The following is a 24682-nucleotide window of genomic DNA, read 5'->3' as shown; positions in this document are numbered from 1 at the left end:
GGCCATCCCCGGGGCCGTTCCGGGGCAGGGCCCCTGGCGCAATACACTTGCGGCCCCATGAGCCAGCTGATCCTCGGAATCGAATCCTCCTGCGACGAAACCGGCGTGGCGCTGGTGCGCACGCCGGAGGATGGCGGCGTGCCCACGCTGCTCGCCCACGCCCTGCACAGCCAGATCGACATGCACCAGGCCTACGGCGGCGTGGTGCCCGAGCTGGCGAGTCGCGACCACATCCGCCGCGTGCTGCCGCTCACCGAGGCCGTGCTGGCCGACGCCGGCCGGCGGCTGGCCGAGGTGGACGTGGTGGCCTACACGCGCGGCCCGGGCCTGGCCGGCGCGCTGCTGGTGGGCGCGGGCGTGGCCTGCGCGCTGGGCGCCGCGCTGGAGCGGCCCGTGCTGGGCGTGCACCACCTCGAAGGGCACCTGCTCTCGCCCTTCCTGAGCGCCGATCCGCCGCAGTTCCCCTTCGTCGCGCTGCTGGTCTCCGGCGGCCACACCCAGCTCATGCGCGTGGACGGCGTGGGCCGCTACGAACTGCTGGGCGAGACCATCGACGACGCCGCCGGCGAGGCCTTCGACAAATCCGCCAAGCTCATGGGCCTGGGCTACCCGGGCGGGCCCGCGCTCTCGCGCCTGGCCGAGCAGGGCGACGCGGCCGCCTTCAAGCTGCCCCGGCCGCTGCTGCACAGCGGCAACCTCGACTTCTCTTTCGCGGGCCTGAAGACCGCCGTGCTCACGCAGGCGAAAAAACTCGGCCCCGACCTGGAGGCGCGCAAGGCCGACCTGGCCGCCAGCACCCAGGCCGCCATCGTCGATGTGCTCGTCAAGAAGACCCTGGCCGCGCTGGAGGCCACGGGCCTTGCGCGCATCGTCGTGGCCGGCGGCGTGGGCGCCAACCGGCTGCTGCGCGCGCAGCTGAACGCCGCCTGCGAACGCCGCCGCGTGCGCGTGCACTACCCCGAGCTGCACCTGTGCACCGACAACGGCGCCATGATCGCCATGGCCGCCGCCATGCGCATCCAGGCCGGCCGCGAGGCGCCCAACCGCGACTACGCCTTCGACGTCAAGCCGCGCTGGCCGCTGGACGCGCTGGCGTAGCCACAAAAAAAAGCGCCCGGCCATCGAAGGCGCGGGCGCAAGGGCGACAACCGTCGGCCGGCAGATCAGCCGATCGCGAGCTGCGTGGCGCGGCTTTGCGGCGCCACCTTGGCCAGCACCAGCGTGAGCACGCCGTTTTCCAGCTTGGCGGAACTGGCCTGCGCATCGATCTCGTCGTGCAGCTCCCAGGCGCGCTGCACCTGGCGCGGCGCGCCCTCCACGCTGGAGAGGCGCACCTGCGTGCCCTCGATGTGCACGTGGAGCTGCTCGCGGGAGAGGCCGGGCACGTCGATCTGCAGGGTCACGGTCTTGTCGTCCTGGCTCACGGCGGTGCCGGGGCTGGCCAGCGTGCTCTGCAGGAAGCGCTGCAGCGCGAAGTCGGCGGGCGCGGCGGCGCGGGTGGCATAGGGGGTGCGGCGGAGAACGGGCGTGAAGAACATGGCAATGGCTCCTTCGAGGCAAGGGGCGGCGCCGGAGCGCCGCGATACGGTGGATGGTCTTCGCGGCGCCCGGGTTCACCGCTTGGATCCCAAATGCGTGTAGCGCCGCGCATTTCAAGGGCCTGCCCGCGCACGCCACTGCGCGCGCGCCGCGAGAGCGTGAACACGTTCTTACAACCCCTTCCCGAATGCGCCGGAGTGCAGCAAGCACAATGTCCGCTCCTGGAATCCGCCGCCATGTCCATGCCTTTCCGTACCCGCTGCCTTCCGCGCCCGTATTCCGCCTTCGCTGCTTCCGTCACCGCCGCCGTGGCGGCCCTGGCCCTCGCCGGCTGCTCGGGCGTGCCCAGCTCCATGCCCGGCCTGGGCGCGCCGCGCTTCGATCCCGACGACTTCAACACCAACGCCAGCATCTACACGCGCCACATCGACGCGCCGCCCGCGCGGGTCTGCGAGGGCGCGCGGCGCGCCCTGCTCAGCCAGGGCTATCTCGTCGGCACCGCCAGCGCCGAGGTCGTCGCGGGCCGCAAGTATTTCCAGCCCTCCACCGACATCCATTACCAGGTCGAGATGCGCGTGGTGTGCGCCACGGAAGGCGCCGACAAGCAGCGCACCGCCGTCTTCGCGAGCGCCCTGCAGGACCGCTACGTCATCAAGAAGATCAACAACTCCGCCTCGCTCGGCGTCGGGGCGCTGGGCTCGGTGTCGCTGCCCGTCTCCGCCAGCGACGACACGCTCGTCAAGGTGGGCAGCGAAACCGTCACCGACGCGCGCTTCTACGACCGCTTCTTCCAGGTCTTCGACCGCTTCATCCCCCCGCGCGAGGCGCCGCAGGAAGTGGGGCAGGCATCGCCCAAGGTGCCGGTGACCGCCGACACCGCCACCATGGTGCGCGAGGCCCGCGAATCCGGCGAGGTGAAAGACCCCGCCGGCGCCACCGCCACGCCGGTCGCGCCGCAGCAGGCGCCGGCATCGTCCGCGCTGCCGCAGTCCCAGCCCGCCGCCACCACGGCCAGCGAGCCCCTGCCGCAGGTGCTGCCCTATCCGCCCCTGCCGGCGCCCCCCGCGTCGGCCGCATCGGTGCCCGTGCTGGCGCCCTGACGCCGTCCCAGCGTCAACCGGCGGCCCGCTTCCGCCGGCGCTGGCCCCGGCCGGGGCCGTCCGATACACTGCCGCGCCGCCGCCTTCGTTCCATCTGGCGGGCTTTTCCTGAAAGCCCGCGCGTGGGCCGTGGGCGCCCCGCCGTCTTTCGGCCCCGTGCGCGCGTATGGCCCGTGCACGGCCCGCGCACGGCTTTTTTCCGACCGCCTTCTCCATGACCGCTTTCTCGCCCTCCCTCCGCTCCGTGCATGCCGGCCTGCGCCGGGGCTCCATCGCCCTCGCGGCCGCGCTGGCCCTGTGGGGCTCCGTCGGCGCCACCGCCGCCACCGCCGCTTCGCCCGCCGCCGCGCCCGCCCCGGCGCTGGCGGCCCCGCCCGTGAAGGTGGCCCTCATCGAAAGCCTCTCCGGCCCCTTCGCCAACACCGGCGAGGCCGTGTTCCGCAACGTGCTCTGGGCCGCGGAGCGCGTCAACGCGCGCGGCGGCGTGCGCCTGCCCGCGGCGGCCGGCGGCGCGCGCCCCCTGGCGCTGGAGCGCTACGACAGCAAGGGCCAGAACGAAGAGGCGCTCTCGGCCCTGCGCGCCGCCATCGACGCCGGCGCGCGCGTCATCCTGCAGGGAAACTCCTCGGCCACCGCCGCCGTGCTCATCGAGGCCGTCAACAAGCACAACGAGCGCGACCCCGCGCGGCGCGTGCTCTTCCTCAACTACTCCGCCGTCGATCCCATCCTGACCAACGAGAAGTGCAGCTTCTGGCACTTCCGCTTCGACGCCCATGCCGACATGCGCATGGCCGCGCTCATGGAAACGATCCGCGAGGACAAGGCCCTGCAGGGCGTGTACCTCATCGGCCAGGACTACAGCTTCGGCCAGGCCGTGCTGCGCGAGGCCAAACGCCAACTGGCCGCCCAGCGCCCCGACGTGAAGATCCTGGGCGACGAACTCCACCCCGTGGGCCGCGTGAAGGACTTCGCGCCCTACGCCGTCAAGATCCACGCCAGCGGCGCCCAGGCCGTCATCACCGGCAACTGGGGCAACGACCTCACCCTGCTCGTCAAGGCCGCGCGCGAGGTGGGCTATGCCGGCACCTTCTACACCTTCTACGGCAATGCCCTGGGCGCCCCCGCCGCGCTGGGCGATGCCGGCGTGGGCAAGGTCGTGGCCGTGGCCGACTGGCTGCCCAACGTGCCCACCAAGGAAAGCGAGGCCTTCTACCGCGCCTTCCGCCAGCGCTTTCCCAGCCCCGCCGACGACTACGTCCACATGCGCATGCAGCTTATGGTCGAATCGCTCGCCGAGTCCATGGAGCGTGCCGGCACCACCGACACCACCGCCGTCGCCCGCGCGATGGAAACCTCGCGCGTGCAGCTTGCCGGCCAGAGTGGCGCCATGCGCGCGGCCGACCACCAGTTCCAGCAGCCGCTGGTCGTGGGCGTGATGGAGCGCGCCGGCACGCCGGGCGTGCAATTCGACGTGGAAGGCTCGGGGTACGGCTTCCGCGTGGTGCGGCGCATCGCGGCGGAGAAGGCCGAGATGCCGCAGCGCTGCGAGATGCGGCGGCCGTGAGCGCGTAACCGCCGCGTGACTGTGGGTTAGGCGGGATCGCCCGCAGGCGCACGGCGGGCGATCGAGAGAGATCAAGGCCGGGCTTCCGCTGGGGGGCCGGCCATCGGCAGATCGATAGAGGGGAGAGGCATGCAACGCTTGGAACAGGGCGCGCCGCAGGGCGGCGCGCGTGTCGTGGATCGACTGATACCGGCACGGCCGGTGCGCTATCACCGCCGGTGGGGCTCGGGCTTGCTCGCGCGTGCCATGCTCGGGCTGGTCTTGCTGATAGGCAGCGTCTCTGCCAATGCATGGCTGCAGAAGGGCATCGAGTACCACCATCCGACGGGTACGCCCCGGTTTTCCACCAAGGAAGGCCTCTGCGCCTGGTACACCAGCCAGTACCCCGACGTCATCAGTTTCGGCGCCGATGGCGACTACTGCTGGGGCGACACGGCTGCGGGGGCGGGCTACTACTGGTTCTATCTCTGGAAAAGCACGACCCCGGCCTGTCCGCCCAACAGCACCCAGGTGGGCGAATCGTGCACCTGCCGCCCTGGCTTCGCGGAGGACGTGCCCAGCAACTCCTGCATTCCCGCCGCGCCGGAGCCCGTGGAGGGATCGTGCAGGGCCTCCGGCGTGGACGTGGGGCACCCCATCGTGCCGGCCAGCGAAGCGAAGGTCCGCAGCGAGACGGACTGGAGCGGGCAAGGGCCGGCCGCGCTGTCCTTCGTCCGCGAATACCAGAGCACCTGGGCCAAGGACCCGGGCCGGCCGCAGGGGCCCCTGGGGACCGCCTGGAGCCACAACCACCTCGCCAGCCTGACCATCACCGCCACGCCCACCGGCAAAAGCGTCAGCATCTCCACCGGGGACGGCCGCCTGCGCACCTTCTTCCAGGCCACCGGCGCCAGCGACTGGACGGGCACCAGCAACGACAGCCTGTCGCAGCCCTCCCAGGGCACCTGGATCTACCGGCGCAGCGACGACGATGCCGTCCTGCAGTTCAGCAGCGCCAGCGCCAGCGGCCGGCTCCTCTCGATCACCGCCCGCAACGGCTGGGTCACCACCTACACCTACCACGCCTCGGGCCGGCTGGCCTCCGTCTCCAACGGATTCGGGCAGACGCTCTCCCTCGCCTACGACAGTGCCGGCCGGCTCACCTCCGTCACCGTGCCCGGCCCGCAGGTGATCGGCTACGCCTACGACGCCAGCGGGCGCCTCTCCAGCGTCACCGCCCCCGACGGCCAGAGCCGCGCCTTCCTCTACGAAAACGGCGACTACCCCCAGGCCCTGACCGGCATCGTGGACGAGAGCGGAGCGCGCTGGGGCACCTTCGGCTACGACGGCGCGGGCCGCGCCACCAGCACCGAGCTGGCCGGTGGCGTGGAGCGCTACCAGGTGAGCTACCCGGCCGGCGACGGCTCCGCCGCCACCGTGACCGACCCGCTGGGCACCGTGCGCACCTTCCACTACGGCCTCAATCAGGGCAAGCTGGCCGTCACCGGGGCCGACACGCCCGACGGCACCGGCCGGCCCGACGCCGCCAGCCGCGTCCAGAACGCGCTGGGCCTGATCGAATCGGAGACCGACTTCCTGGGCACGGTCACCACCTACCAGTGGGACACGGGCCGGCGGCTGCCCCTGGGCACCACGCAGGCGGCCGGCACCCCCGAGGCGCGCACCACCACGACCGAATGGCATCCGCAATGGCACCTGCCCGTCAAGGTCACGGAAGCCGGGCGCGAGACGGCCTACAGCTACGACGGCGTGGGCAACCTGCTCACGCGGGTGGTGACGGACACCAGCGTCAGCCCGGCGCGCACGCGCACCTGGGGCTGGACCTACCACCCCTCGGGCCTCGTCGCCACGGCCACGGAGCCGAGCGGCGCGGTCACCACCTTCGGCTACGACGCGCAGGGCCACCTCACCCAGGCCACCAACGCCCTGGGCCAGAGCGACACCTACACCCACGACGCGGCGGGCCGGGTGCTCACCCACACCGCCGCCACGGGCCTCGTGAGCCGCTACGCCTACGACCCGCGCGGGCGCCTGACGCGCCTGGAGCGCGGTGAGGAGGTCTCGCTCTACACCTACCGCCCCACCGGGCAACTGGCCACCGCCAGCACCCCCGAGGGCTACCAGATCACCTACCAGTACGACGCGGCCCAGCGCCCCACGGGCTGGAGCGACAACCGGGGCGCGAGCGCCAGCTACACGCTCGACGGCCTGGGCAACCCGGTGGGCGAGACCATTGCCGACGCGCAAGGGCAGGCGGCCTGGCAACTGGCGCGCAGCATCAACGGCCTCAACCGCGTGGAGCGCGTGACCCTGGGCGGTGCCGGTAGCGGCAGTAGCAGCAGCGTGACCACCGGCTTCGGCTACGACGCCAACGGCGAACAGGTGCGCAGCACCGAGACGGTCGATGGCGCCAGCCGCAGCACCACCCTGGCACTGGATGCGCTGCGGCGCGTGAAGACCATCACCAACGCGCAGAACGCCAGCGCCACGCTGGCCTACGACGCGCGGGACGCGGTGGTGCAGGCCACGGACTTCCAGGGCGTGGCGACGGGATACGTGCGCGACGCGCTGGGCAATGCGCTGCAGGAGAGCACGCCGGACGGCGGCCCGCTCACAACCACCTACGACGCGCTGGGCCTGCCGCAGGCGATCACCGACGCCTTGGGGCGCGCGAGCAGCATCACACGCGATGCGCTGGGCCGGCCCACGCAGATCGTGAGCAGTGCCAGCGGCGGTACAGGAACGAGCCGAACCACCCTCCTGCGCTATGACCTGTCCGGCTCTGACTACAACGCCGAGGGCGCGCCCCAGGCCAGCGCCGGACAGTTGAGCGAGATCCAGGACCCGGAGGTCACCACGCGCTACCAGCGCGACCTGCAGGGGCGCATCACGCGCAAGACCGAGATCCTGGCCAATGGCGACAGCCGCACGCTGGGCTACCGCTATGGGGCCGCGGGCAGCGCGGGGGCGGGGCAGATCGCAGCGATCACCTACCCCAGTGGCCGGCAGCTGCAATACCAGTACGACGCCACGGGCCAGCTCACGGGGCTGCAGTGGAATGGCCAGCCGCTGGTGGCGGGCCTCACCTGGAGCCCGCTGGGCCAGCCCACGGCCTGGCAGTGGAGCGGACTGAACCCGGGCCAGAGCGAGCAGCGCAGCTACACCACGGCAGGGCAACTGGCCGCGAGCCGGCTGCTGCCTGAGCTCGTGTGGGACGGCGCGGGGCGCGTCACGCGCATCCAGCAGCGCCACGCCCTGCCGGGAGCGGACAGCAGCACCCACACCGCCCAGCAGGCCACGCTCACGAGCGTGTTCACCTACGACACCGTGGGGCGCCTCACGGCCAGCGCCCACAGCGCGCCGGCGGACCTGACTTTGCCCCTGGGCTGGGGCCTGGGGGATACGCTGGGGGCGACGGCCAGCGGCTATGCGTGGGATGCCAACGGCAACCGCACGCAGGTGCACCACACGAGCGCGACGGGGGCGGGCAACGACACACTGGAGCGGGTCTATGCGCGGGTGGCGGGCAGCAACCGGCTGCAGGGGTATGCGGAGACCTTCACGTCGGCAGGGACGACCGCCAGCAGCACCCAGGTGAACTACAGCCAGGATGCGACGGGGGCGCTCACGAAGAAGGGCGACACCTACCTGCACTACGGTGTGGATGGGCGCATCGCGAAGGTGGGAGCGAGCAACGACCCGGCCAACGCGCTGGCCGTCAGCTACACGACCAATGCACTGGGCCAGCGCGTGTTCAAGCGCGATGCGCGCCTGTCGGGAGCAGACAACCCGGCGACCACGCAGCAGACCGTGTATGCGGAGGACGGCATCGGCAGCACGGTGCTGGGTCAGTACGGCAACCGCCGAAGCGGCGACAGCGCGGCGCCCCCAGGCGAGATGGACAGCACGGAGGTGATCTGGCTGCCGACGGCCTCAGGCCCGATGCCGGTGGCCGCGCAGATCAACGGGAGGCTGTATGCGATCGATGCGGACCACCTGAATACGCCGAGGCGGCTGACCAATGCCCAGGGGCAGGTGGTGTGGCAATGGCTGATCACGGGATTTGGAGAGGCGAATCCGACGACGGGAGCGACGGGCTATGCGCAGAGCGGGGAAGCGGGAGTGCGCAGCTACGGCGAAGCGGTGCGGTTCGACCTGCGGTACCCGGGGCAGGTGTGGGATGGGGAGACGGGGCTGAGCTACAACCTGCATCGGTACTACGACGCGGGGATGGGGAGATACATCCAGGCGGACCCGATCGGGCTGGAGGGCGGGTGGAATCGGTTTGGGTATGTGGGGGGGAATCCGCTTTCCTTCATCGATCCCGAGGGGTTGCAGTTTCTTGACTTGACGACGCTTGCAGGAGCGAGGCGAAATACAACGCTCGATGAGGCGGTAAGGGCCGGGGCATGGACCAGAGCTGTGACGATGCCTGCCGTTACTGCTGGCCTTACACCTTCTGCAATTGGATTGGTCGGGTCTGCATCTGCGCCTTTGTTTTGTGCAGCGCCTGAGACCGTCACTGTTTCTCGCTGGGGTCGCGAAGGACTTGAAGCTGGAGATTGGGTGATGAAAGGTGGTGTCAATCGCTGGAACTACGTGCGCTCCTTTAAGTGGGAGAGAACCCCCTGGAACCAGCCAGCACCATATTCAACTGGGGCTAGCTATCAAGTGCCTAATTCGTCCTTGGTCAATCCGGGTGGCTGGGAGACCTTCAAGATAATTTTTGGACAGAGGATATATCGACCATGAAAACCATTGTGATTGTCATTGGTTTATCTTTTATTTTATATAATTGGGTTGTTTTTTATAATATATTTTTCAGAAAATCTAGGGCTTCCTGGATTCCAGTTGTTGGTGGTATTTTTTTGGCCCTGGGAATCTATCTTTATGAAAATTCTTGGTGGTGGATTGCTTTCTTGATTGATTATGGGAGTCTGCCTGGGTTTTTGTATAACTTCTTTTTGTATCGATGGATCGATCCATTGGTGAAAGATAAATGACAGGCTCGTCATGGACAGCGCCTGGCAAAACGTTGCTCCAGGACTTCCTTGCCCCATTGCGTGCCGGGCCATTCCTCTGCCAGCGCAAAGCCCCTCGTTTCGTAGAGGTGCCGTGCGGCATCGAGGCTCGAGAACGTCCACAGGTGCGTTTGCGCAAAGCCGCGCTTGTCAGCGAATGCCAGGGCGGTGTCCAGCAGGTTTTTTCCGGCACCGCTGCCGCGCACGCCGTCGTCCACGATGAACCAGCGCAGATGCGCCGTGTCCGCGCCCAGGTCTTCGCCGTCGATCGCGACGGAGCCGACGATTTGGCCGTCTTGCCTGGCTGTCCAGATCGCGTTCTGTGGTTTCTCCAGCCGATGGCAGAACTCGGCCAGGCCGCTCGCCACGACCGACTCGAAGCGCTGGCCGAATCCCGAGGCCCGCGCGTAGTAGAGCGCGTGCATTTCCGTGATGCGCGCGATGAGGCCCGGCCGGTAGCCACGCACGAGTTCGATGCGCGCAGCGGCCTTCTCGTTGCCCGCAGGGGGGGCGAGGGCATGGGTGTAGAGGCGCATTCCTTCCAGCACGGTGTGGCCCTGGCCGGGTTGCAGGCGGCCCAGCGCCTGGGCGACCTGCGCGCGGGCGAAGGCATGGATCGCCGCAACCCGCTGCTTGCCAGCCGCCGTCAGGGACAGCCTCTTGACGCGGCCGTCGTTCTCTCCCGCCGCTTCCTGCACGTCGCCGGACTCCACCAGCTTGCGCAGCATGCGGCTGACGCTGGATTTTTCGAGGCGAAGGAGCGTGCCGAGGTCGCGCGCCGTGACGCCGCCGTTTTCAATCTCGATCAGCGCGTGTACCGCGGACGGTGAAAGATCGGTTCCGGCGAAATCTCCGCCCATGAAACCCAGCTCACGCACCATCGCGCGCGATGCGGCGCGGATTTCTGCAACCAGGGGCGGATCGGTGTTCATGGCCGGACGCTTCTTTGGAATATGGTTGCAGAATACAACCATTCGGTGGTGAGACGCAACCGCCTGGAGGGAAAAGTCCGGGAAGCGGACTCGCATCGGCTTATCTGGCCACAGTGCTGTCTTGGCCGGGAGGCCCGCCGCACCTCACGGTACCCCCGGCAAGCGTCTGGCGTATGGCGGCAGCGCAGCCATGGCGGCGCTCCGCATTCACGGTTGATGGGCGAAGGGGGCGCGGCGCCGGGCGCCGTTCGTCACCGTTGCCCCGCCATGCTCACGAGATGAACCGCCCGTCCTTGCTCAGCATGGAGATGTCGGTAAAGGCCGTGCCCAGCCGTTTGCCGCCTGTGTAGTCCAGCTTGTAGTTCTTGTAGGCGAAGGGTGCGTCCTGCAGCGCGTCGGTGATGGCGGCCGGCGTGGCGTTGCCCCGGATTCGGGAAAGCGCATCGACGAACATCTGGCCCAGCAGGAAGCCCTGGTAGGTCAGGTAGTTCTTGGGGGCCGACGCGGCTTTCAGCGCCGCCTCGTATTCGGGCAGCAGCGGGTTGATGGCGGAGAAGGGGTTGGGGACGACCTGGGAGACGATGAGGCCGGACGAGTCGTGGCGGGTGGTTTCGACCAGCCCCGGCGTGGCGCCTTGCGAGAGCAGGTAGATCGAGCCCGGATAGACGTGGGCCTGGTGCAGCTTTTCCAGCAGGATCTTGACGCCCGCGCCCGCATAGACCAGCACCACGAAGTTGGCCTTCGAGGCGAGGTAGGCCTGCGCCACCGCGTCCGCGTTCGATCCGTCGGGGGCGGCGGCGATCGATCCCTTGAATTCCAGCTTGTTGTCCGCCGCCGAGGCCTTGGCGCTCTCCACCCAGGTGCTGCCGGCGGGCACGTCGGTGTGCACCACGAACACGCTCTTGTGCGCGATGGTGGCGCCGTGGCGGACCATGTTCTTGACCTCGTCCCCATAGCTGGCGCAGGAGAAGAAGGTGTATTGCTGCTTGACCTTGCGCAGGGCGTCATCGCCCGTGAGGGCGAAGAGCGGGATTTTCTTGTCTTCGCAGTAGGGCATGATGGCCCGGGCCACACCGGTGCCGGTCACGCCGATGATGGAGACGGCGTTCTCCTGCTCGATGAGCGTTTTCGCGTTCTGCGTGGCGAGGGCGCCATCCAGCTTGTCGTCCAGGGAAATCAGCTCGACTTTCCGCTGGGGCATGCGCTGGTTGTGGTGGGCGAAGGCGGCCTTGAGCCCGGCGGTGTACATGGTGCCCATTTCGCCGAAGCTGCCGGACAGGGCCACGGTCTGTCCGACCCGGATGGTGTCGGCGGCCCGGGCGGCGCGGCCGATGAGGGGAAGCTGGGTGAGCGCTGCGGATTGCAGCAGCAGGCGACGGCTGAACGGCATATCTGGAACCCCCTACAACGGTTTGCGTAACGGAACGAAAACGATCAATCAGGTACCGCGGGGCCTTGCCGGAGGGCGGCCCCGCCCCGTGCCTTGCCCCTGGCTCGGCAGGGCTGGCGGCGACGGCGGGCCATTCGCTGCCGGCCCCGCAAGGTGCGGTGACGTACCGCCGGGGATGCCGAGAACTTATGGATAGATGCTCACTATGGCTGAGCGTAACAGTGCCTATCGGGGGTTGCAACCAGTTGTCGCAAATGCGACAGCGCGTCAGCGGGGTGGGGCGCTGCGCTGTGCGCACATTCCGAGACGTGGGCGGGCCGTGGTGTTGCGCGGGCCCTGACGGGCCCCGAGGGGGCATGGCGGCCGGCGGTCGTGCGCACCGCGCAACGGCGGCCCGGCGCGCAGGCCCGGCCGGGCGAAGCAGCGCGCGGCCATCGGTCGCCTGGACCGCGAAGCCGCCTGAGCGGTGGCGCCCGGCGGCTACCGCGCCGCCGCCACCGCCTGCCCCAGGTCGATCACCGCCATCGCGTAGTAGCTCGACCAGTTGTAGCGCGTGACCACGTAGAAGTTCTGCGTGCCGGCCACGTAGGTCGCGGGGGCGCCGCCGTTCTGCAGCTCGATCAGGGCCAGCGGCCCGGCGGCGCTGGCGGCCCCGTCGGGCGCCAGCAGGCGCACGCCGAGCCCCGCGAGGTCGGCCGCGCTGAAGGTGGGCAGGATGTCGGGGGCCAGCAGTTCGGGCAGGCGCAGGCGGTCTTGGTCGAAGGCCACGGGGTAGTGCGTGGGCAGGCCGGCCACCCAGCCGTGGGCCTTGAAGTAGTTGGCCACGGAGCCGATGGCGTCGGCGGTGCTCCTGAAGAGGTCGATGCGGCCGTCGCCGTCGAAGTCCACGGCCCAGCGCGCCCAGCTCGACGGCATGAACTGCCCCAGGCCCATGGCGCCCGCGTAGCTGCCGCGCGGCGTGAAGGGGTCGGTGCCGGTGCGGTCGGCCAGGCTCAGGAACTGCTCCAGCTCGCCCTGGAAGAAGGCCTGCCGATCGCGCGCGCGCGGGTGGGCGGCGGGGAAGTCGAAGGCGAGGGTGGCGAGGGCGTCCATCACGCGGAAGTTGCCCATGTGCTGGCCGTAGAGGGTTTCCACGCCGAGGATGCCGACGATCATCTCGGCGGGCACGCCGTATTCGCGCTCGGCGCGCGCCAGGGTGTCGGCGTTGTCGTTCCAGAAGCGCACGCCGGCACGGATGCGCACGGGCTCGACGAAGCGCGCGCGGTAGGCGGCCCAGTTCTTGGGCGTGCCCTGGGGCGCGGGCAGCATGAGGCGCGGCACCTGCGGCAGGAAGCGCGCCTGCCCGATGGCCTGGCGCACCCATTCGCGGTCGAGGCTGCGGCGCGCGGCGAGGTCGTCGGCGAAGCGCATGGCCTCGGCGCGCTGGTCGTAGGTCACTTCCGGGGGCGGGGCCTTCTTCTTGGCGGGTTTTTGCGCCCATGTCGGCGAGAAAGCTGCGCAGGCAGCTATTAAAACGATAGCGATACGGGCTGCGGAAGGCATGGGGGATGCAGGAGGAAAAAGGAGGCGTCGGGGCGGCAGGTCAGCGGGCTGGGGGCGGGGCGGTATCGCCGCCCGGCCAGCGCAGGCCGCGCAGCTCGCGCCGCAGGTCGGCCAGTGCCATGGCGGGGCGGGGCGCGTAGCGGGCCTGCTCCAGCCGCAGCAGCCAGCCGGCGGCGGGGGCGGCGGCATCGCCGAAGTGGTCGCGGGCACGCTGCGCCATGGCGCGCGGCGGCAGGTGGGCGGGCAGGGCGAGGCCTGCGCGCGCGAGGCGTCCACGCGCGCGGCCGAGCAGGCGCAGCCAGGGGTCGTGGCGGCGGCGCTCCCAGATCGTCCAGGCCGCGCCGACCAGCGCCGCCAGCGCGGCGAGCCCGCCCAGCGCCCGGGCCAGGTCCTGCCAGCTCGGCGATTCGACGCCGAGGGACTTGAGCAGGTCGAGCTGCTGGCTCTGCGTGTAGTTGAGCACCCACTGGTTCCAGCGGTTGTTCACGGCCTCCCACACGGCGCGCGCCTGGGCGATGAAGCCGGGGCCGATCACCGTGTCCACGGCGGCGCCGAACACGCCCCGGGGCGCCTGCAGCCGCTGGAAGGCGCCCACGCGCCCGGGCGAGACGGCGCCCGTCGGGTCCACGCGCACCCAGCCCTGGCCCGCCAGCCAGACCTCGGTCCAGGCGTGGGCGTCGGCCTGCCGCACGGTCCAGTAGCCGTCCACGCCGTTGCGCTCGCCGCCCTGGTAGCCGGTGACGATGCGCGCGGGGATGCCGGCGGCGCGCAGCAGCACCACGAAGGCGGAGGCGATGTGCTCGCAGAAGCCGGCCTTGCGGTCGAACCAGAAGGTGTCGGCCGTGTGCTGGGCGTAGACGCCGGGCTCCAGCGTGTATTCGTAGCCGCCGGTGCGCAGCCGCTGCAGGGCCGCGTCGATGAAGGCGGGCGCGCCGCCGGCGGCGATGCGCGCGTCGGCCTGCATCTGCCGGGCGAGTTCGCGCGTGCGCGGGTCGAAGCCCTCGGGCAGTTCGAGGTAGGGGCGCAGCCGGGGCGTGTCCGCCCGCGGGCCGTGGGAGAAGTCCGTGTAGCTCTCGGCGCGGTAGCGCACCACTTCGCTGATGGGGCGGTTGGCGATCCAGGCCAGCTCGGGGGTCATGGTGGCGGACAGGCCCGGCGGCAGCGCCGGGGCCTCGCGCGCGGCGTCGAGCGTGAGCAGCCAGGGCATGCGCAGCGCCTCCAGCGTGACCTCGTAGCGCAGCGGCTCGCCGCGCACCTCCAGCGCGGCGGGCGCGGGCGGGCGCCAGGCCGAGGCGGGCGCGCCGGGCTGGCCGAAGGCGAACCATTCGCGACCATCGAAGGCCGAGAGCACGGGGCCGCGGAAGTAGAGCGCGCTCTGCGACGGCGGATCGCCGTCCGGCGTGTCGAAGCGCACGCGCAGGGCGATGCCGTCGTCGAGCGCGAGCGAGGCCACGCTGCCCACCTCCATCTTGCCCGACAGGCCGCTGCGCCCGGAGGGGTTGTCGTTGGGCATGCCCCAGAGCGGCGCCATGCGCGGGAAAAGCACGAACAGCGCCAGCATCACCGGCGCGCCCAGCAGCGCCATGCGGCCCGCGAGCCGCAGCGGCTCGGCCAGCGGCGGGCGGCCCACCGGCATGTGCGCGTTGACCAGCGCCGCCAGCAGGCCCAGCAGCGCGACCAGCATCGCGGCCGCCGTGGCGAGCGACTGTGAGAAGAAGAAGTTGCTGAGCATCGTGAAGAAGCCCAGGAAGAAGATCACCATGGCATCGCGCCGCGCGCGCAGCTCCAGCGTCTTGAGCGCGAGCAGCATCACGATCAGCGTCACGCCCGCGTCGCGCCCGACGATGGTGCGGTGCGACGCCACCGTGAGCACCACGGAGGCGGCCAGCAGCAGGCCCAGCATCCAGTGCCCGGGCAGCGGCTGCGCGCGCAGCGCCAGGGCCCCGCGCCAGGCCAGCAGGCCGGCCGCGAGCAGGCCGGTCCACACGGGCACGTGGGGCACCAGCGGCAGCATGATCCAGCCCACGGTGACCAGCAGGAAGAGCGTGTCGCGGGTTTCGCGCGGCAGGCTCGCGAGGGTGTGGCGCAGCGCGGTCATGGCAGGGTGGGCGGCGGAAGCGCCGCGTGGCGTGCGGGTGGGCGTGGCATCGGTTTGCTATGAAAAATGTAGCTGAAGAAGTCCAGGATGCGGCGACATCGGGCCTGCCGGGCATGCAATGCGGGGTCGTGTCAGCACAGCGCCAGCGCCTCCAGGCAGCGCCTCTCGTGCGCCGGGCCGCTGCCCTGGCCGATCTCGCCCGTGGGCAGGCGCAGGCCGTAGTCCACGCCCAGGCGCTCGGCCTGGATCACCCAGGCCGCGAGGCGCGAGATGCGGGCCTCGGGGTCGGAGAGGCTGGTGAGGGCCGGGTCCAGCCACAGCTCCTGCCGCTGGGCCTGCTGGGCATCGCGGCTCACGAGGTCGTCGGTGCCGGTGGCGAGCGACTTGGCGGCCTTCTTCCAGACCACGAGCTTGAGCGGATCGCCGCGGCGGTAGGCGCGCACGCCGTCGAACTCGCCGATGCCCTGGGCCGGAGCGCTGCCGGCGCCGCCCCCGCGCGGCTCGCCGGCGGGCAGGGGCGGCGGCGGCACCTCGGGGCGCGGATAGACCAGCACCTGCGCGGCCGGGCGCCAGACCGTCCACACGCGGAAGGTGCCCAGCGGGAAGCGCGTCTCGGCGGTGAGCGTCGGCACGTCGTGCAGGCCGCGCCGCTCGGGCTGGAAGGCCACCTGCACGCTGGCCGATCCTTGAGCCGGCACGTCGGTCCAGGCCCAGTGCGTGTCCTGGCCGCCGCCGTGCACCGCCAGCGCGATGCCGTGGCGCGGCGCGGCGCGCTCGCTGCCGAGCTGGACCTCGAACACCGTGCTCTGGCCCAGGAAGCGCGGCTCGGGCGGCAGCAGGTGCAGCGTCAGCCCGCGCAGCGTGGCATGGCACACGTGCATGCCCACCACGGCGCTGCCCGCGAGCAGAAAGGTGAGCAGGTAGCCCAGGTTGAGCTGGAAGTTGATCGACGCCACCAGCAGCACCAGCAGCGTGAGCGCCAGCATCCACCCCGCGCCCGTGGGCAGGATGTACACGTTGCGCTGCGTGAGCACCGTGGTGTCGGTGCGCGGCAGGCGCGCCTGCCACCAGCGCTGGAAGCGCCGGCGGACGAAGGCCAGCGGGTTCAGCGAAGCGGCGGCGGTGCGCCAGCCCGCGGTCGTTGCATGCATGTCTGTCATGGCCTCACCCCTCCGATGGCCGCGGAGCAGGCCACGCCAGCGGACGCCGTGGAGAGGGCTCTGCCCGTCCACGGGTGCGCGCCCCACGAAACAAAAAAGAGGCTCTCCGCCACGCGCTTCGCGCTTCCGCCGCAGCCCGTGATTCTGCTCGGCTTCACCCCTCCAATGGCCGCGGAGCAGGCCACGCCAGCGGACGCCGTGGAGCGGGCTCTGCCCGTCCACGGGTGCGCGCCCCACGAAACAAAAAAGAGGTTCCCCGTCACGCGCTTTGCGCTTCCGCCGCAGCCCGTGATTCTGCGCGGCCTCACCCTTCCGATGGCCGCGGAGCAGGCCACGCCAGCGGACGCCGTGGAGCGGGCTCTGCCCGTCCACGGGCGTCGTCCCCCTCGGGGGGAAGGCGCCGAAGGCGACTCAGGGGGGGACATCATTTAGGGGGGACATCATTTCAGGGGTACGGCATCCACCATGGCGCGCACCTGCTCGATAGCGCCGCGCCCCGCGTCGCCCACGGGCACGAGCCGGTGCGCGATCGTCTGCGGCAGCACGGCCTGCACGTCGTCGGGCGCCACGTAGTCGCGGCCCGCGATCAGCGCCTGCGCCTTGGCCGCGCGGATGAGCGCGATGCCCGCGCGCGGCGAGAGGCCCTGCAGGAACCAGCGGCCCGAGCGCGTGGCCGAGATCAGGTCCTGCACGTAATCGAGCAGCGGCTCGGCCGTGTGCACCGCCAGCACCTGCTGCTGCAGGGACGTCAGCTCCTCGGGCGAGAGCAGCGGGGGCATGCCCTCCACCATGTCGCGGCGGTCGTCGCCCGACAGCAGCAGGCGCTCGGCCGCGCGGTCGGGGTAGCCGATGGAGATGCGCATCAGGAAGCGGTCGAGCTGGCTCTCGGGCAGCGCGAAGGTGCCGAGCTGGTCGTGCGGGTTCTGCGTGGCGATCACGAAGAAGGGGTGGGGCAGGGCGCGTGTCTCGCCTTCCACCGACACCTGCTTTTCCTCCATGGCTTCGAGCAGCGCGCTCTGGGTCTTGGGGCTGGCGCGGTTGATCTCGTCGGCCAGCAGCACCTGGGCGAACACCGGGCCGGGGTGGAACACGAAGGACTCGCGGCCGCGCTCGTAGACCGAGACGCCCGTGAGGTCGCTGGGCATGAGGTCGGCGGTGAACTGCACGCGCGAGAAGTGCAGCCCGAAGGTGCGCGCCAGCGCGTGCGCCAGGGTGGTCTTGCCCACGCCCGGCACGTCCTCGATCAGCAGATGCCCCCCCGCCAGCAGGCACGCCACGCAGTCCTGGACCTGGGGCCTTTTGCCCACGATCACCGTGTTAAGCTGGTCCAGAAGCGACTGGATCTTGTGCTGTGTGTTCATGGCACGCGACGTTATCCGAAAAAACCCAGAGGCAAGGGATTCATGGTGGGCTCGACAGGCTATTTCACGCATCGCGACTGCTGGAAGCACGAGATGGGCCCCGGCCACCCCGAATGCCCGGCGCGGCTGGACGCCATCGAAGACCGCCTGCTGGCCACCGGCGTGGCCGACGCGCTGGAGCGCTTCGAGGCGCCCGAGGCGTCGCTGGCCGACGTGGAGCTGGCGCACGACCGGCTGCACGTGGCCGCGCTGCGCGGCCTCTCGGACCGGCTCGCCGAGGAGATCCTGGCCGGCGGCCCGGCGCACGCGCAGGTCGATCCCGACACCTCCATCAACCCCCACACCTGGACCGCCTCGCTGCGCGCGGCCGGCGCGGCGCTGGCCGCCACCGATGCGGTGATGGCCGGCGAGCTGGAGAACGCCTTCTGCTGCGTGCGCCCGCCGGGCCACCATGCCACGCGCTCCAAGGCCATGGGCTTTTGCTTCTTCAACAACGTCGCCATCGCGGCCAAGTACGCGCTGCAGCGCTACAAGCTGCAGCGCGTGGCGGTGGTGGATTTCGACGTGCACCACGGCAACGGCACCGAGGACATCCTCGCGGGCGACCCGCGCGCGCTCATGGTGGGCATCTTCCAGCACCCGTTCTACCCCTACAGCGGCGACCAGGACCCGGCGCCCAACATGCTCAACGTGCCCGTGGCCGCGTACACGCGCGGCATGGACATCCGCGAGCTGATCGAGATGCTCTGGATCCCGCGCCTGGAGGCTTTCCGGCCCGAGATGGTCTTCGTCTCGGCCGGCTTCGACGGCCACCGCGACGACGACATGGGCCAGCTCGGCCTGACCGAGCAGGACTATGCCTGGATCACCCAGCGCATCAAGGACATCGCGCGCCGCTATGCCAAGGGCCGCATCGTCTCGTGCCTGGAGGGCGGCTACATGATGGGCCCCCTCGCGCGCAGCGTGGAAGCCCACGTGCGCGTGCTGGCCGACCTGTGACTTTGCCGCCATGACTGCACCCGCAGCCTCCGCCCCCTTGCTCCACACCGCGCGCGATGGCCGCGGCGTGGCCACCCTCACGCTGGCCGACCCCGTGCGGCTCAACGCGCTCGGCGACGGCCTGCTGGCCGCGCTGCAGCAGGCGCTCGACGCCGTGGCCGCCGACCCGCAGGCCCGCGTGGTCGTGCTGGCCGCGCAGGGCAAGGCCTTCTGCGCGGGCCACGACCTCAAGGACATGGCCGCGCACCCCGACGCGGCGTGGTACCGGCGGCTCTTCGCGCAGTGCAGCCGCGTGATGCTCTCCATCCAGCGCCTGCCCGTGCCGGTGATCGCGCGCGTGCAGGGCATCGCCACGGCGGCGGGCTGCCAGCTCGTCGCGCAGTGCGACCTGGCCGTGGCGGCCGAGGGCGCGCGCTTCGCCACCAGCGGCATCCACTACGGGCTCTTCTGCGCCACGCCGAGCGTGCCGCTGGTGCGCAACGTGCCGGCCAAGCAGGCCATGGAGATGCTGCTCACGGGCGACTTCATCGACGCGCGCACGGCGCTGGCTCGGGGCCTCGTGAACCGCGTAGTGGAGCCCGAGGCGCTCGATGCCGAGGTCGAATCGCTCGTGCGCTCCATCCTGGAGAAGCCCCGCGCCGCCGTCGCCATGGGCAAGGCGCTCTTCTATCAGCAACGCGAGCTGGGCGTGGAGGCCGCCTACCAGCTCGCCGTGCAGGCCATGGCCGCCAACATGGTGGACGAGGCCGCGCAGGAGGGCGCGCGCGCCTTCGCCGAAAAGCGCGCGCCGGCCTGGAAGCCGGCCGCCACATCCTGACCTTCGATGGACGCTCTCGACACCCTGATCCGCGATTTCAGCCACTCCCGCACCTGGCTCGAAGCGGCCGTGCTGGCCCTGTGCCTCGCGCTCGCCTACGGCGCGGCCCGCGTCCTGGGGCGCCGGCAGCCGCCCGATTCGGTGTGGTTCGGCCGCCGCACGGTGGACGGCCTGCTGTTCCCGCTGCTGGCGCTGGCCCTGGTGTATGCCGGCCGCACGGCGGTGGAGTTCTACCAGCCGGTGTTCCTGCTGCGCGTGGCCGTGCCGGTGCTCAGCTCGCTGGTGTTGATCCGCTTCTTCGCGCGCATCCTGGCCAATGCGTTCCCGGGGTCGGCCGCCATGCGCCTCGTGGAGCGCATCGTCTCGTGGCTGGCCTGGGGCGTGGCGGTGCTCTGGATCGTGGGCCTGTTGCCGGCCGTGCGCGCGGAGCTGGCAGGCATCGCCCTGCATTTCGGCAAGTCGCAGGTCACGGCGCTCACGCTCATCGAGGGCTCGCTCTCGGCCACCGTGGTGATGATGGTGGCCCTGTGGATCTCCTCCACCGTGGAGCGCCGCCTGCTGGACCGCGCCTTCGTGGACCTGTCGATGCGCAAGGTGGCCGCCAACGCCACGCGCGCGCTGCTGCTGCTCATCGGGCTGCTGTTCGCGCTCTCGGCCGTGGGGGTCGATCTGACGGCGCTCTCGGTGCTGGGCGGCGCGCTCGGCGTGGGCCTGGGCTTCGGGCTGCAGAAGCTCGCCTCCAACTACGTGAGCGGCTTCGTGATCCTGCTGGAGCGCTCGCTGCGCATCGGCGACAACGTGCGCGTGGACGGCTTCGAGGGCCGCATCACCGATATCAAGACGCGCTACACCCTCATCCGCGCGGGCAACGGGCGCGAGTCCATCGTGCCCAACGAGACCCTCATCACCCAGCGCGTGGAGAACCTCTCGGACGCCGACCGCAAGTTCAACATCACCACCAACATCACCGTGGGCTACGACAGCGAGGTGGCGCGCGTGCAGGCCATCCTGTGCGGCGCGGCGGCCGCGCAGCCGCGCGTGCTGGCCGACCCGGTGCCCGTGGCCTACCTCGTCAACTTCGCGCCCGACGGGCTGGAGTTCAGCCTCAACTTCTGGGTGAGCGACCCTTCCGCCGGTACGGTCAACCTGCGCTCGGCGATCAACATCGCCATCCTCGAAGGCCTGCGCGCCGAGGGCATCGACATCCCCTATCCGCAGCGCGTGGTGCGCCTGCAGGCCGAGCCCCGCGGCGCGCCGCCCGCCGGGCCGCTGCATGTCGCGCACGCGTCCGCCGCGCCGCCCACCGCGTGACGCGGCGCGGCTATACTGCGCACGAAAAGCACGGTCGTTCTTTTTTATGAACGGATCGCGGCGCCGAACCGTCTCGCCAGGGTGCCCCGGAGGCGGGGCATAGAATGAACCGGGTTACGTTACGTCAATCAACCAACCAATCTGAGGAGCCGCAGCAATGAAGGTCTTGGTCCCCGTCAAGCGCGTGGTGGACTACAACGTGAAGGTCCGCGTGAAGTCGGACCACACGGGTGTGGACATCGCCAACGTGAAGATGAGCATGAACCCGTTTGACGAGATCGCCGTGGAGGAAGCCGTGCGGCTGAAGGAAAAGGGCGTGGTCACCGAGGTGATCGCGGTCTCGTGCGGCGTGGCGCAATGCCAGGAAACGCTGCGCACCGCCATGGCCATCGGCGCCGACCGCGCGATCCTGGTGGAAACCGCCGAAGAGCTTCAGCCCCTGGCCGTGGCCAAGATCCTCAAGGCCCTCGTGGACAAGGAGCAGCCCCAGCTCGTGATCCTGGGCAAGCAGGCCATCGACGACGACGCCAACCAGACCGGCCAGATGCTGGCCGCGCTGGCCGACCTGCCCCAGGCGACCTTCGCCTCCAAGGTCGAGCTGAGCGGCGATGCGGTGACCGTGACCCGCGAGGTCGATGGCGGCCTGGAGACCATCGCCCTCACGCTGCCCGCGGTGGTGACCACCGACCTGCGCCTGAACGAGCCGCGCTACGTCACGCTGCCCAACATCATGAAGGCCAAGAAGAAGCAGCTCGACACCTTCAAGCCCGAGGACCTGGGCGTGGATGCGAAGCCGCGCCTCAAGACCCTCAAGGTCACCGAGCCCCCGAAGCGCGGCGCCGGCGTGAAGGTGCCCGACGTGGCCGCCTTGGTCGACAAGCTCAAGAACGAAGCCAAAGTGATTTAAGGAGAAGAACGAATGACCGCACTCGTCATCGCTGAACACGACAACGCTTCGATCAAGCCCGCCACGCTCAACGCCGTCACGGCCGCCAAGGCCTGCGGCGGTGATGTCCATGTGCTGGTGGCCGGCCAGAACGCCGCCGGGGCCGCCCAGGTCGCCGCGCAGATCGCGGGCGTGGCCAAGGTGATCCACGCCGACGGCGCGAGCCTGGCCGAAGGCCTGGCCGAGAACGTGGCCGCGCAGGTGTTGGCCCTGGCCGGCAGCTACAGCCACATCCTCTTCCCCGCCACCGCCAGCGGCAAGAACGTCGCCCCGCGCGTGGCCGCCAGGCTCGATGTGGCGCAGATCAGCGACATCACCAAGGTGGACAGCCCCGACACCTTCGAGCGCCCGATCTATGCCGGCAACGCCATCGCCACCGTGCAGAGCGCCGACGCCACCAAGGTGATCACCGTGCGCACCACCGGCTTCGACGCCGCGCCCGCCACGGGCGGTTCCGCCGCGGTGGAAACCGTGGATGCCGCCGCCGATTCGGGCAAGAGCCGCTTCGTGGGCCGCGAGGTCACCAAGAGCGACCGCCCCGAGCTGACGGCCGCCAAGATCATCGTCTCGGGCGGCCGCGCCCTGGGCAGCGCCGAGAAGTTCAACGAGGTCATGACCCCGCTGGCGGACAAGCTGGGCGCCGCCATCGGCGCTTCGCGCGCGGCGGTGGACGCGGGCTACGCGCCCAACGACCTGCAGGTGGGCCAGACCGGCAAGATCGTGGCGCCGCAGCTCTACATCGCCGCCGGCATCTCGGGCGCCATCCAGCACCTGGCCGGCATGAAGGACTCCAAGGTCATCGTGGCGATCAACAAGGACGCCGAGGCGCCGATCTTCAGCGTGGCCGACTACGGCCTGGAGGCGGACCTGTTCACGGCCGTTCCCGAGCTGGTCAAGGCCCTCTGACCCCAGCGGCCGCGCCGGCGCCGCGGGGTGCCGGCAGAGCCTCCACGAGGGCATCGCGCGCGGTGCCCTTTTTTTTGCCCGGCCCGTCCGATCCGAGGCCCTTTCCATCGATTCCGGAGACATTCCCATGAGCTACACCGCCCCCGTCAAGGACATGCTGTTCGCCATCGAGCACCTCGCGAACCTCGCCGAGGTCGCCGCGCTGCCGGGCTTCGAGGACGCCGGCCTCGACACGGCGCAGGCGGTGCTGGAGGAATGCGCGCGCTTCAACGAAGGCGTGGTGGCGCCGCTCAACGTGGCGGGTGACCGCGATCCCTCGGCGTGGAAGGACGGCCGGGTCACCACCACGCCGGGCTTCAAGGACGCGTTCCGCCAGTTCGCCGAGGGCGGCTGGCAGGGCCTGCAGCACCCGGTGGATTTCGGCGGCCAGGGCCTGCCCAAGACCATCGGCGCGGCCTGCGCGGAGATGCTCAACAGCGCCAACCTGAGCTTCGCGCTGTGCCCGCTGCTCACCGACGGCGCCATCGAGGCGCTGCTCACGGCGGGCAGCGATCAGCTCCGCGCCACCTACCTGGAAAAGCTCGTCTCCGGCCAATGGACCGGCACGATGAACCTCACCGAGCCGCAGGCCGGCTCCGACCTGGCCCTGGTGCGCACGCGCGCCGAGCCGCAGGGGGACGGCAGCTACAAGGTCTTCGGCACCAAGATCTTCATCACCTACGGCGAGCACGACATGGCGGAGAACATCGTGCACCTGGTGCTCGCCCGCGTGGCCGGCGCGCCCGAGGGCGTGAAGGGCATCAGCCTGTTCGTGGTGCCGAAGTTCCTGGTGAACGGCGATGGCTCGCTGGGCGCGCGCAACGACGTGCAGTGCGTCTCCATCGAGCACAAGCTCGGCATCAAGGCCAGCCCCACGGCGGTGCTGCAGTTCGGCGACGCGGGCGGCGCCGTGGGCTACCTCGTGGGCGAGGAGAACCGCGGCCTGGAATACATGTTCATCATGATGAACGCCGCGCGCTACGCCGTGGGCCTGCAGGGCATCGGCGTGGCCGAGCGCGCCTACCAGCAGGCCGTGCGGTACGCGCGCGACCGCGTGCAGAGCCGCCCGGTGGACGGCAGCCTGCCCGGCAGCGCGCCCATCATCCACCACCCCGACGTGCGCCGCATGCTCATGACCATGCGCGCGCTCACCGAGGGCTGCCGCGCCATGGCGAGCGTGGCCGCCGCCGCCTACGACGCCGCGCACCACCACCCCGACGCGGCGGTGCGCAAGGACAACCAGGCGTTCTACGAATTCATGGTGCCGCTCGTGAAGGGCTACAGCACCGAGATGAGCCTGGAGGTGACCAGCCTGGGCGTGCAGGTGCACGGCGGCATGGGCTTCATCGAAGAGACGGGCGCGGCGCAGCACTACCGCGATGCGCGCATCCTGCCCATCTACGAGGGCACCACCGCCATCCAGGCCAACGACCTCGTGGGCCGCAAGACCGCGCGCGACGGCGCGGCGCTGGCCCTGGGCGTGGCCGCCCGGGTGAAGCAGACCGAGGCCGAGCTGCGCGCCAGCGGCACGCCCGCCGCGCAGTCGGTGGCGCGGCGCCTGGGCGAGGCGCGCGAGGCCTTCGCGGATGCGGCGCGCTTCATCGCCGGCAGCGCCAAGGCCGACCCCAACGCCGCCTTCGCCGGCAGCGTGCCATACCTGATGCTGGCCGGCAACCTCGCGGCCGGCTGGCAGATGGGGCGCGCGCTGCTGGCTGCCCAGGCGCTGCAGGCCCGGGGGCAGGGCGATGCCGCCTTCCTGGAGGCCAAGGTCGCCACGGCCCGCTTCTATGCCGAGCACATCCTGGTGCGCGCGCGCGCCCAGCGCGACGCCATCGTCGAGGGCGCCGCCAGCGTGACCGCGCTGGCGCCTGAAGCCTTCTGATGCGCTATTGAAAACGTAGCAAACTTCGTAGCAAATACGCCGACATGGTGCCCGCCGGGCCTGGAAACCCGTGCG

The 24682-nt window shown here is 70.5% G+C and carries 18 protein-coding genes; 11 read left to right on the top strand and 7 right to left on the bottom strand.

Annotated features, from left to right (window positions below):
- Positions 1-57: 57 nt before the first annotated feature.
- Positions 58-1098, top strand: a complete 1041-nt coding sequence (tsaD, locus tag AX018_RS13580) for a tRNA (adenosine(37)-N6)-threonylcarbamoyltransferase complex transferase subunit TsaD (protein WP_111877856.1) — start codon at positions 58-60, stop codon at positions 1096-1098.
- A gap of 65 nt (positions 1099-1163) precedes the next feature.
- Here tsaD and AX018_RS13575 read toward each other — a convergent pair whose 3' ends face one another.
- Entirely contained in the window at positions 1164-1538 is a 375-nt protein-coding gene (locus AX018_RS13575; protein WP_111877854.1) for an Hsp20/alpha crystallin family protein, read from the bottom strand.
- Positions 1539-1781: 243 nt separating this feature from the next.
- Between AX018_RS13575 and AX018_RS13570 the strand changes: the two genes are divergently transcribed.
- From AX018_RS13570 to AX018_RS24810, 4 genes are all read left to right on the top strand, one after another.
- The gene (locus tag AX018_RS13570; protein WP_111877887.1) at positions 1782-2639 is read left to right on the top strand and encodes a DUF2242 domain-containing protein; all 858 of its coding nucleotides are present in this window, start codon (positions 1782-1784) and stop codon (positions 2637-2639) included.
- A 214-nt stretch (positions 2640-2853) separates the two neighbouring features.
- Positions 2854-4203 carry a branched-chain amino acid ABC transporter substrate-binding protein gene (locus AX018_RS13565; protein ID WP_111877885.1) on the top strand — a complete coding sequence of 450 codons (1350 nt, stop codon included), beginning with the start codon at positions 2854-2856 and terminating at the stop codon, positions 4201-4203.
- A 129-nt stretch (positions 4204-4332) separates the two neighbouring features.
- A complete protein-coding gene (locus AX018_RS13560; protein ID WP_111877852.1) occupies positions 4333-8955 on the top strand; it encodes an RHS repeat-associated core domain-containing protein in 4623 nt (1540 codons plus the stop codon).
- Complete coding sequence (locus AX018_RS24810; protein ID WP_146749307.1) at positions 8952-9206, top strand: hypothetical protein; 255 nt, start codon at positions 8952-8954, stop codon at positions 9204-9206. Before AX018_RS13560 ends, AX018_RS24810 begins: the two co-directional genes overlap by 4 nt.
- An 8-nt stretch (positions 9207-9214) precedes the next feature.
- Here AX018_RS24810 and AX018_RS13555 read toward each other — a convergent pair whose 3' ends face one another.
- The 6 genes from AX018_RS13555 to AX018_RS13525 all read right to left on the bottom strand — a co-directional run bounded on the left by AX018_RS13555 (position 9215) and on the right by AX018_RS13525 (position 17707).
- Positions 9215-10156 carry a bifunctional helix-turn-helix transcriptional regulator/GNAT family N-acetyltransferase gene (locus AX018_RS13555; protein ID WP_111877849.1) on the bottom strand — a complete coding sequence of 314 codons (942 nt, stop codon included), beginning with the start codon at positions 10154-10156 and terminating at the stop codon, positions 9215-9217.
- A 271-nt stretch (positions 10157-10427) separates the two neighbouring features.
- Positions 10428-11546: an ABC transporter substrate-binding protein gene (locus AX018_RS13550; protein WP_111877846.1), complete on the bottom strand. Its 1119-nt coding sequence runs from the start codon at positions 11544-11546 to the stop codon at positions 10428-10430.
- A gap of 480 nt (positions 11547-12026) precedes the next feature.
- The gene (gene mltB / locus AX018_RS13545) at positions 12027-13088 is read right to left on the bottom strand and encodes a lytic murein transglycosylase B (protein WP_111877844.1); all 1062 of its coding nucleotides are present in this window, start codon (positions 13086-13088) and stop codon (positions 12027-12029) included.
- Positions 13089-13128: 40 nt separating this feature from the next.
- A complete protein-coding gene (locus tag AX018_RS13540; RefSeq protein WP_111877841.1) occupies positions 13129-15186 on the bottom strand; it encodes a transglutaminase TgpA family protein in 2058 nt (685 codons plus the stop codon).
- 131 nt (positions 15187-15317) lie between these two features.
- Complete coding sequence (locus tag AX018_RS13535) at positions 15318-16346, bottom strand: DUF58 domain-containing protein (RefSeq protein WP_111877839.1); 1029 nt, start codon at positions 16344-16346, stop codon at positions 15318-15320.
- Positions 16347-16786: 440 nt separating this feature from the next.
- Positions 16787-17707, bottom strand: coding sequence for an AAA family ATPase (locus tag AX018_RS13525; RefSeq protein ID WP_111877833.1), 921 nt, complete (start codon positions 17705-17707; stop codon positions 16787-16789).
- A gap of 42 nt (positions 17708-17749) precedes the next feature.
- Here AX018_RS13525 and AX018_RS13520 point away from each other — a divergent pair, with 42 nt between their 5' ends.
- From AX018_RS13520 to AX018_RS13495, 6 genes are all read left to right on the top strand, one after another.
- Positions 17750-18706 (top strand): histone deacetylase family protein, encoded by a 957-nt coding sequence (locus AX018_RS13520; protein ID WP_111877831.1) that lies wholly within the window; start codon positions 17750-17752, stop codon positions 18704-18706.
- 10 nt (positions 18707-18716) lie between these two features.
- Complete coding sequence (locus AX018_RS13515; protein ID WP_111877828.1) at positions 18717-19523, top strand: enoyl-CoA hydratase; 807 nt, start codon at positions 18717-18719, stop codon at positions 19521-19523.
- 6 nt (positions 19524-19529) lie between these two features.
- Positions 19530-20834 (top strand): mechanosensitive ion channel family protein, encoded by a 1305-nt coding sequence (locus tag AX018_RS13510; RefSeq protein ID WP_111877826.1) that lies wholly within the window; start codon positions 19530-19532, stop codon positions 20832-20834.
- A gap of 157 nt (positions 20835-20991) precedes the next feature.
- Positions 20992-21741 (top strand): electron transfer flavoprotein subunit beta/FixA family protein, encoded by a 750-nt coding sequence (locus AX018_RS13505; protein WP_111877823.1) that lies wholly within the window; start codon positions 20992-20994, stop codon positions 21739-21741.
- Positions 21742-21753: 12 nt separating this feature from the next.
- Positions 21754-22686, top strand: a complete 933-nt coding sequence (locus AX018_RS13500; protein WP_111877821.1) for an electron transfer flavoprotein subunit alpha/FixB family protein — start codon at positions 21754-21756, stop codon at positions 22684-22686.
- Positions 22687-22813: 127 nt separating this feature from the next.
- Positions 22814-24607, top strand: coding sequence for an acyl-CoA dehydrogenase (locus tag AX018_RS13495; RefSeq protein WP_111877818.1), 1794 nt, complete (start codon positions 22814-22816; stop codon positions 24605-24607).
- Positions 24608-24682: the final 75 nt, after the last annotated feature.

Source organism: Paracidovorax anthurii, assembly GCF_003269065.1.
Taxonomy (GTDB): Bacteria; Pseudomonadota; Gammaproteobacteria; order Burkholderiales; family Burkholderiaceae_C; genus Paracidovorax; species Paracidovorax anthurii.
Note: the sequence above shows the minus strand (reverse complement) of the source record. Positions and strands in the feature narration are given on the sequence as shown.

Excerpts from the sequence above, each read along its gene's own strand:
- tsaD (WP_111877856.1), top strand. The coding sequence starts at position 58 with ATGAGCCAGCTGATCCTCGGAATCGAATCCTCCTGCGACGAAACCGGC.
- AX018_RS13575 (WP_111877854.1), bottom strand. The coding sequence starts at position 1,538 with ATGTTCTTCACGCCCGTTCTCCGCCGCACCCCCTATGCCACCCGCGCC.
- AX018_RS13570 (WP_111877887.1), top strand. The coding sequence starts at position 1,782 with ATGCCTTTCCGTACCCGCTGCCTTCCGCGCCCGTATTCCGCCTTCGCT.
- AX018_RS13565 (WP_111877885.1), top strand. The coding sequence starts at position 2,854 with ATGACCGCTTTCTCGCCCTCCCTCCGCTCCGTGCATGCCGGCCTGCGC.
- AX018_RS13560 (WP_111877852.1), top strand. The coding sequence starts at position 4,333 with ATGCAACGCTTGGAACAGGGCGCGCCGCAGGGCGGCGCGCGTGTCGTG.
- AX018_RS24810 (WP_146749307.1), top strand. The coding sequence starts at position 8,952 with ATGAAAACCATTGTGATTGTCATTGGTTTATCTTTTATTTTATATAAT.
- AX018_RS13555 (WP_111877849.1), bottom strand. The coding sequence starts at position 10,156 with ATGAACACCGATCCGCCCCTGGTTGCAGAAATCCGCGCCGCATCGCGC.
- AX018_RS13550 (WP_111877846.1), bottom strand. The coding sequence starts at position 11,546 with ATGCCGTTCAGCCGTCGCCTGCTGCTGCAATCCGCAGCGCTCACCCAG.
- mltB (WP_111877844.1), bottom strand. The coding sequence starts at position 13,088 with ATGCCTTCCGCAGCCCGTATCGCTATCGTTTTAATAGCTGCCTGCGCA.
- AX018_RS13540 (WP_111877841.1), bottom strand. The coding sequence starts at position 15,186 with ATGACCGCGCTGCGCCACACCCTCGCGAGCCTGCCGCGCGAAACCCGC.
- AX018_RS13535 (WP_111877839.1), bottom strand. The coding sequence starts at position 16,346 with ATGACAGACATGCATGCAACGACCGCGGGCTGGCGCACCGCCGCCGCT.
- AX018_RS13525 (WP_111877833.1), bottom strand. The coding sequence starts at position 17,707 with ATGAACACACAGCACAAGATCCAGTCGCTTCTGGACCAGCTTAACACG.
- AX018_RS13520 (WP_111877831.1), top strand. The coding sequence starts at position 17,750 with ATGGTGGGCTCGACAGGCTATTTCACGCATCGCGACTGCTGGAAGCAC.
- AX018_RS13515 (WP_111877828.1), top strand. The coding sequence starts at position 18,717 with ATGACTGCACCCGCAGCCTCCGCCCCCTTGCTCCACACCGCGCGCGAT.
- AX018_RS13510 (WP_111877826.1), top strand. The coding sequence starts at position 19,530 with ATGGACGCTCTCGACACCCTGATCCGCGATTTCAGCCACTCCCGCACC.
- AX018_RS13505 (WP_111877823.1), top strand. The coding sequence starts at position 20,992 with ATGAAGGTCTTGGTCCCCGTCAAGCGCGTGGTGGACTACAACGTGAAG.
- AX018_RS13500 (WP_111877821.1), top strand. The coding sequence starts at position 21,754 with ATGACCGCACTCGTCATCGCTGAACACGACAACGCTTCGATCAAGCCC.
- AX018_RS13495 (WP_111877818.1), top strand. The coding sequence starts at position 22,814 with ATGAGCTACACCGCCCCCGTCAAGGACATGCTGTTCGCCATCGAGCAC.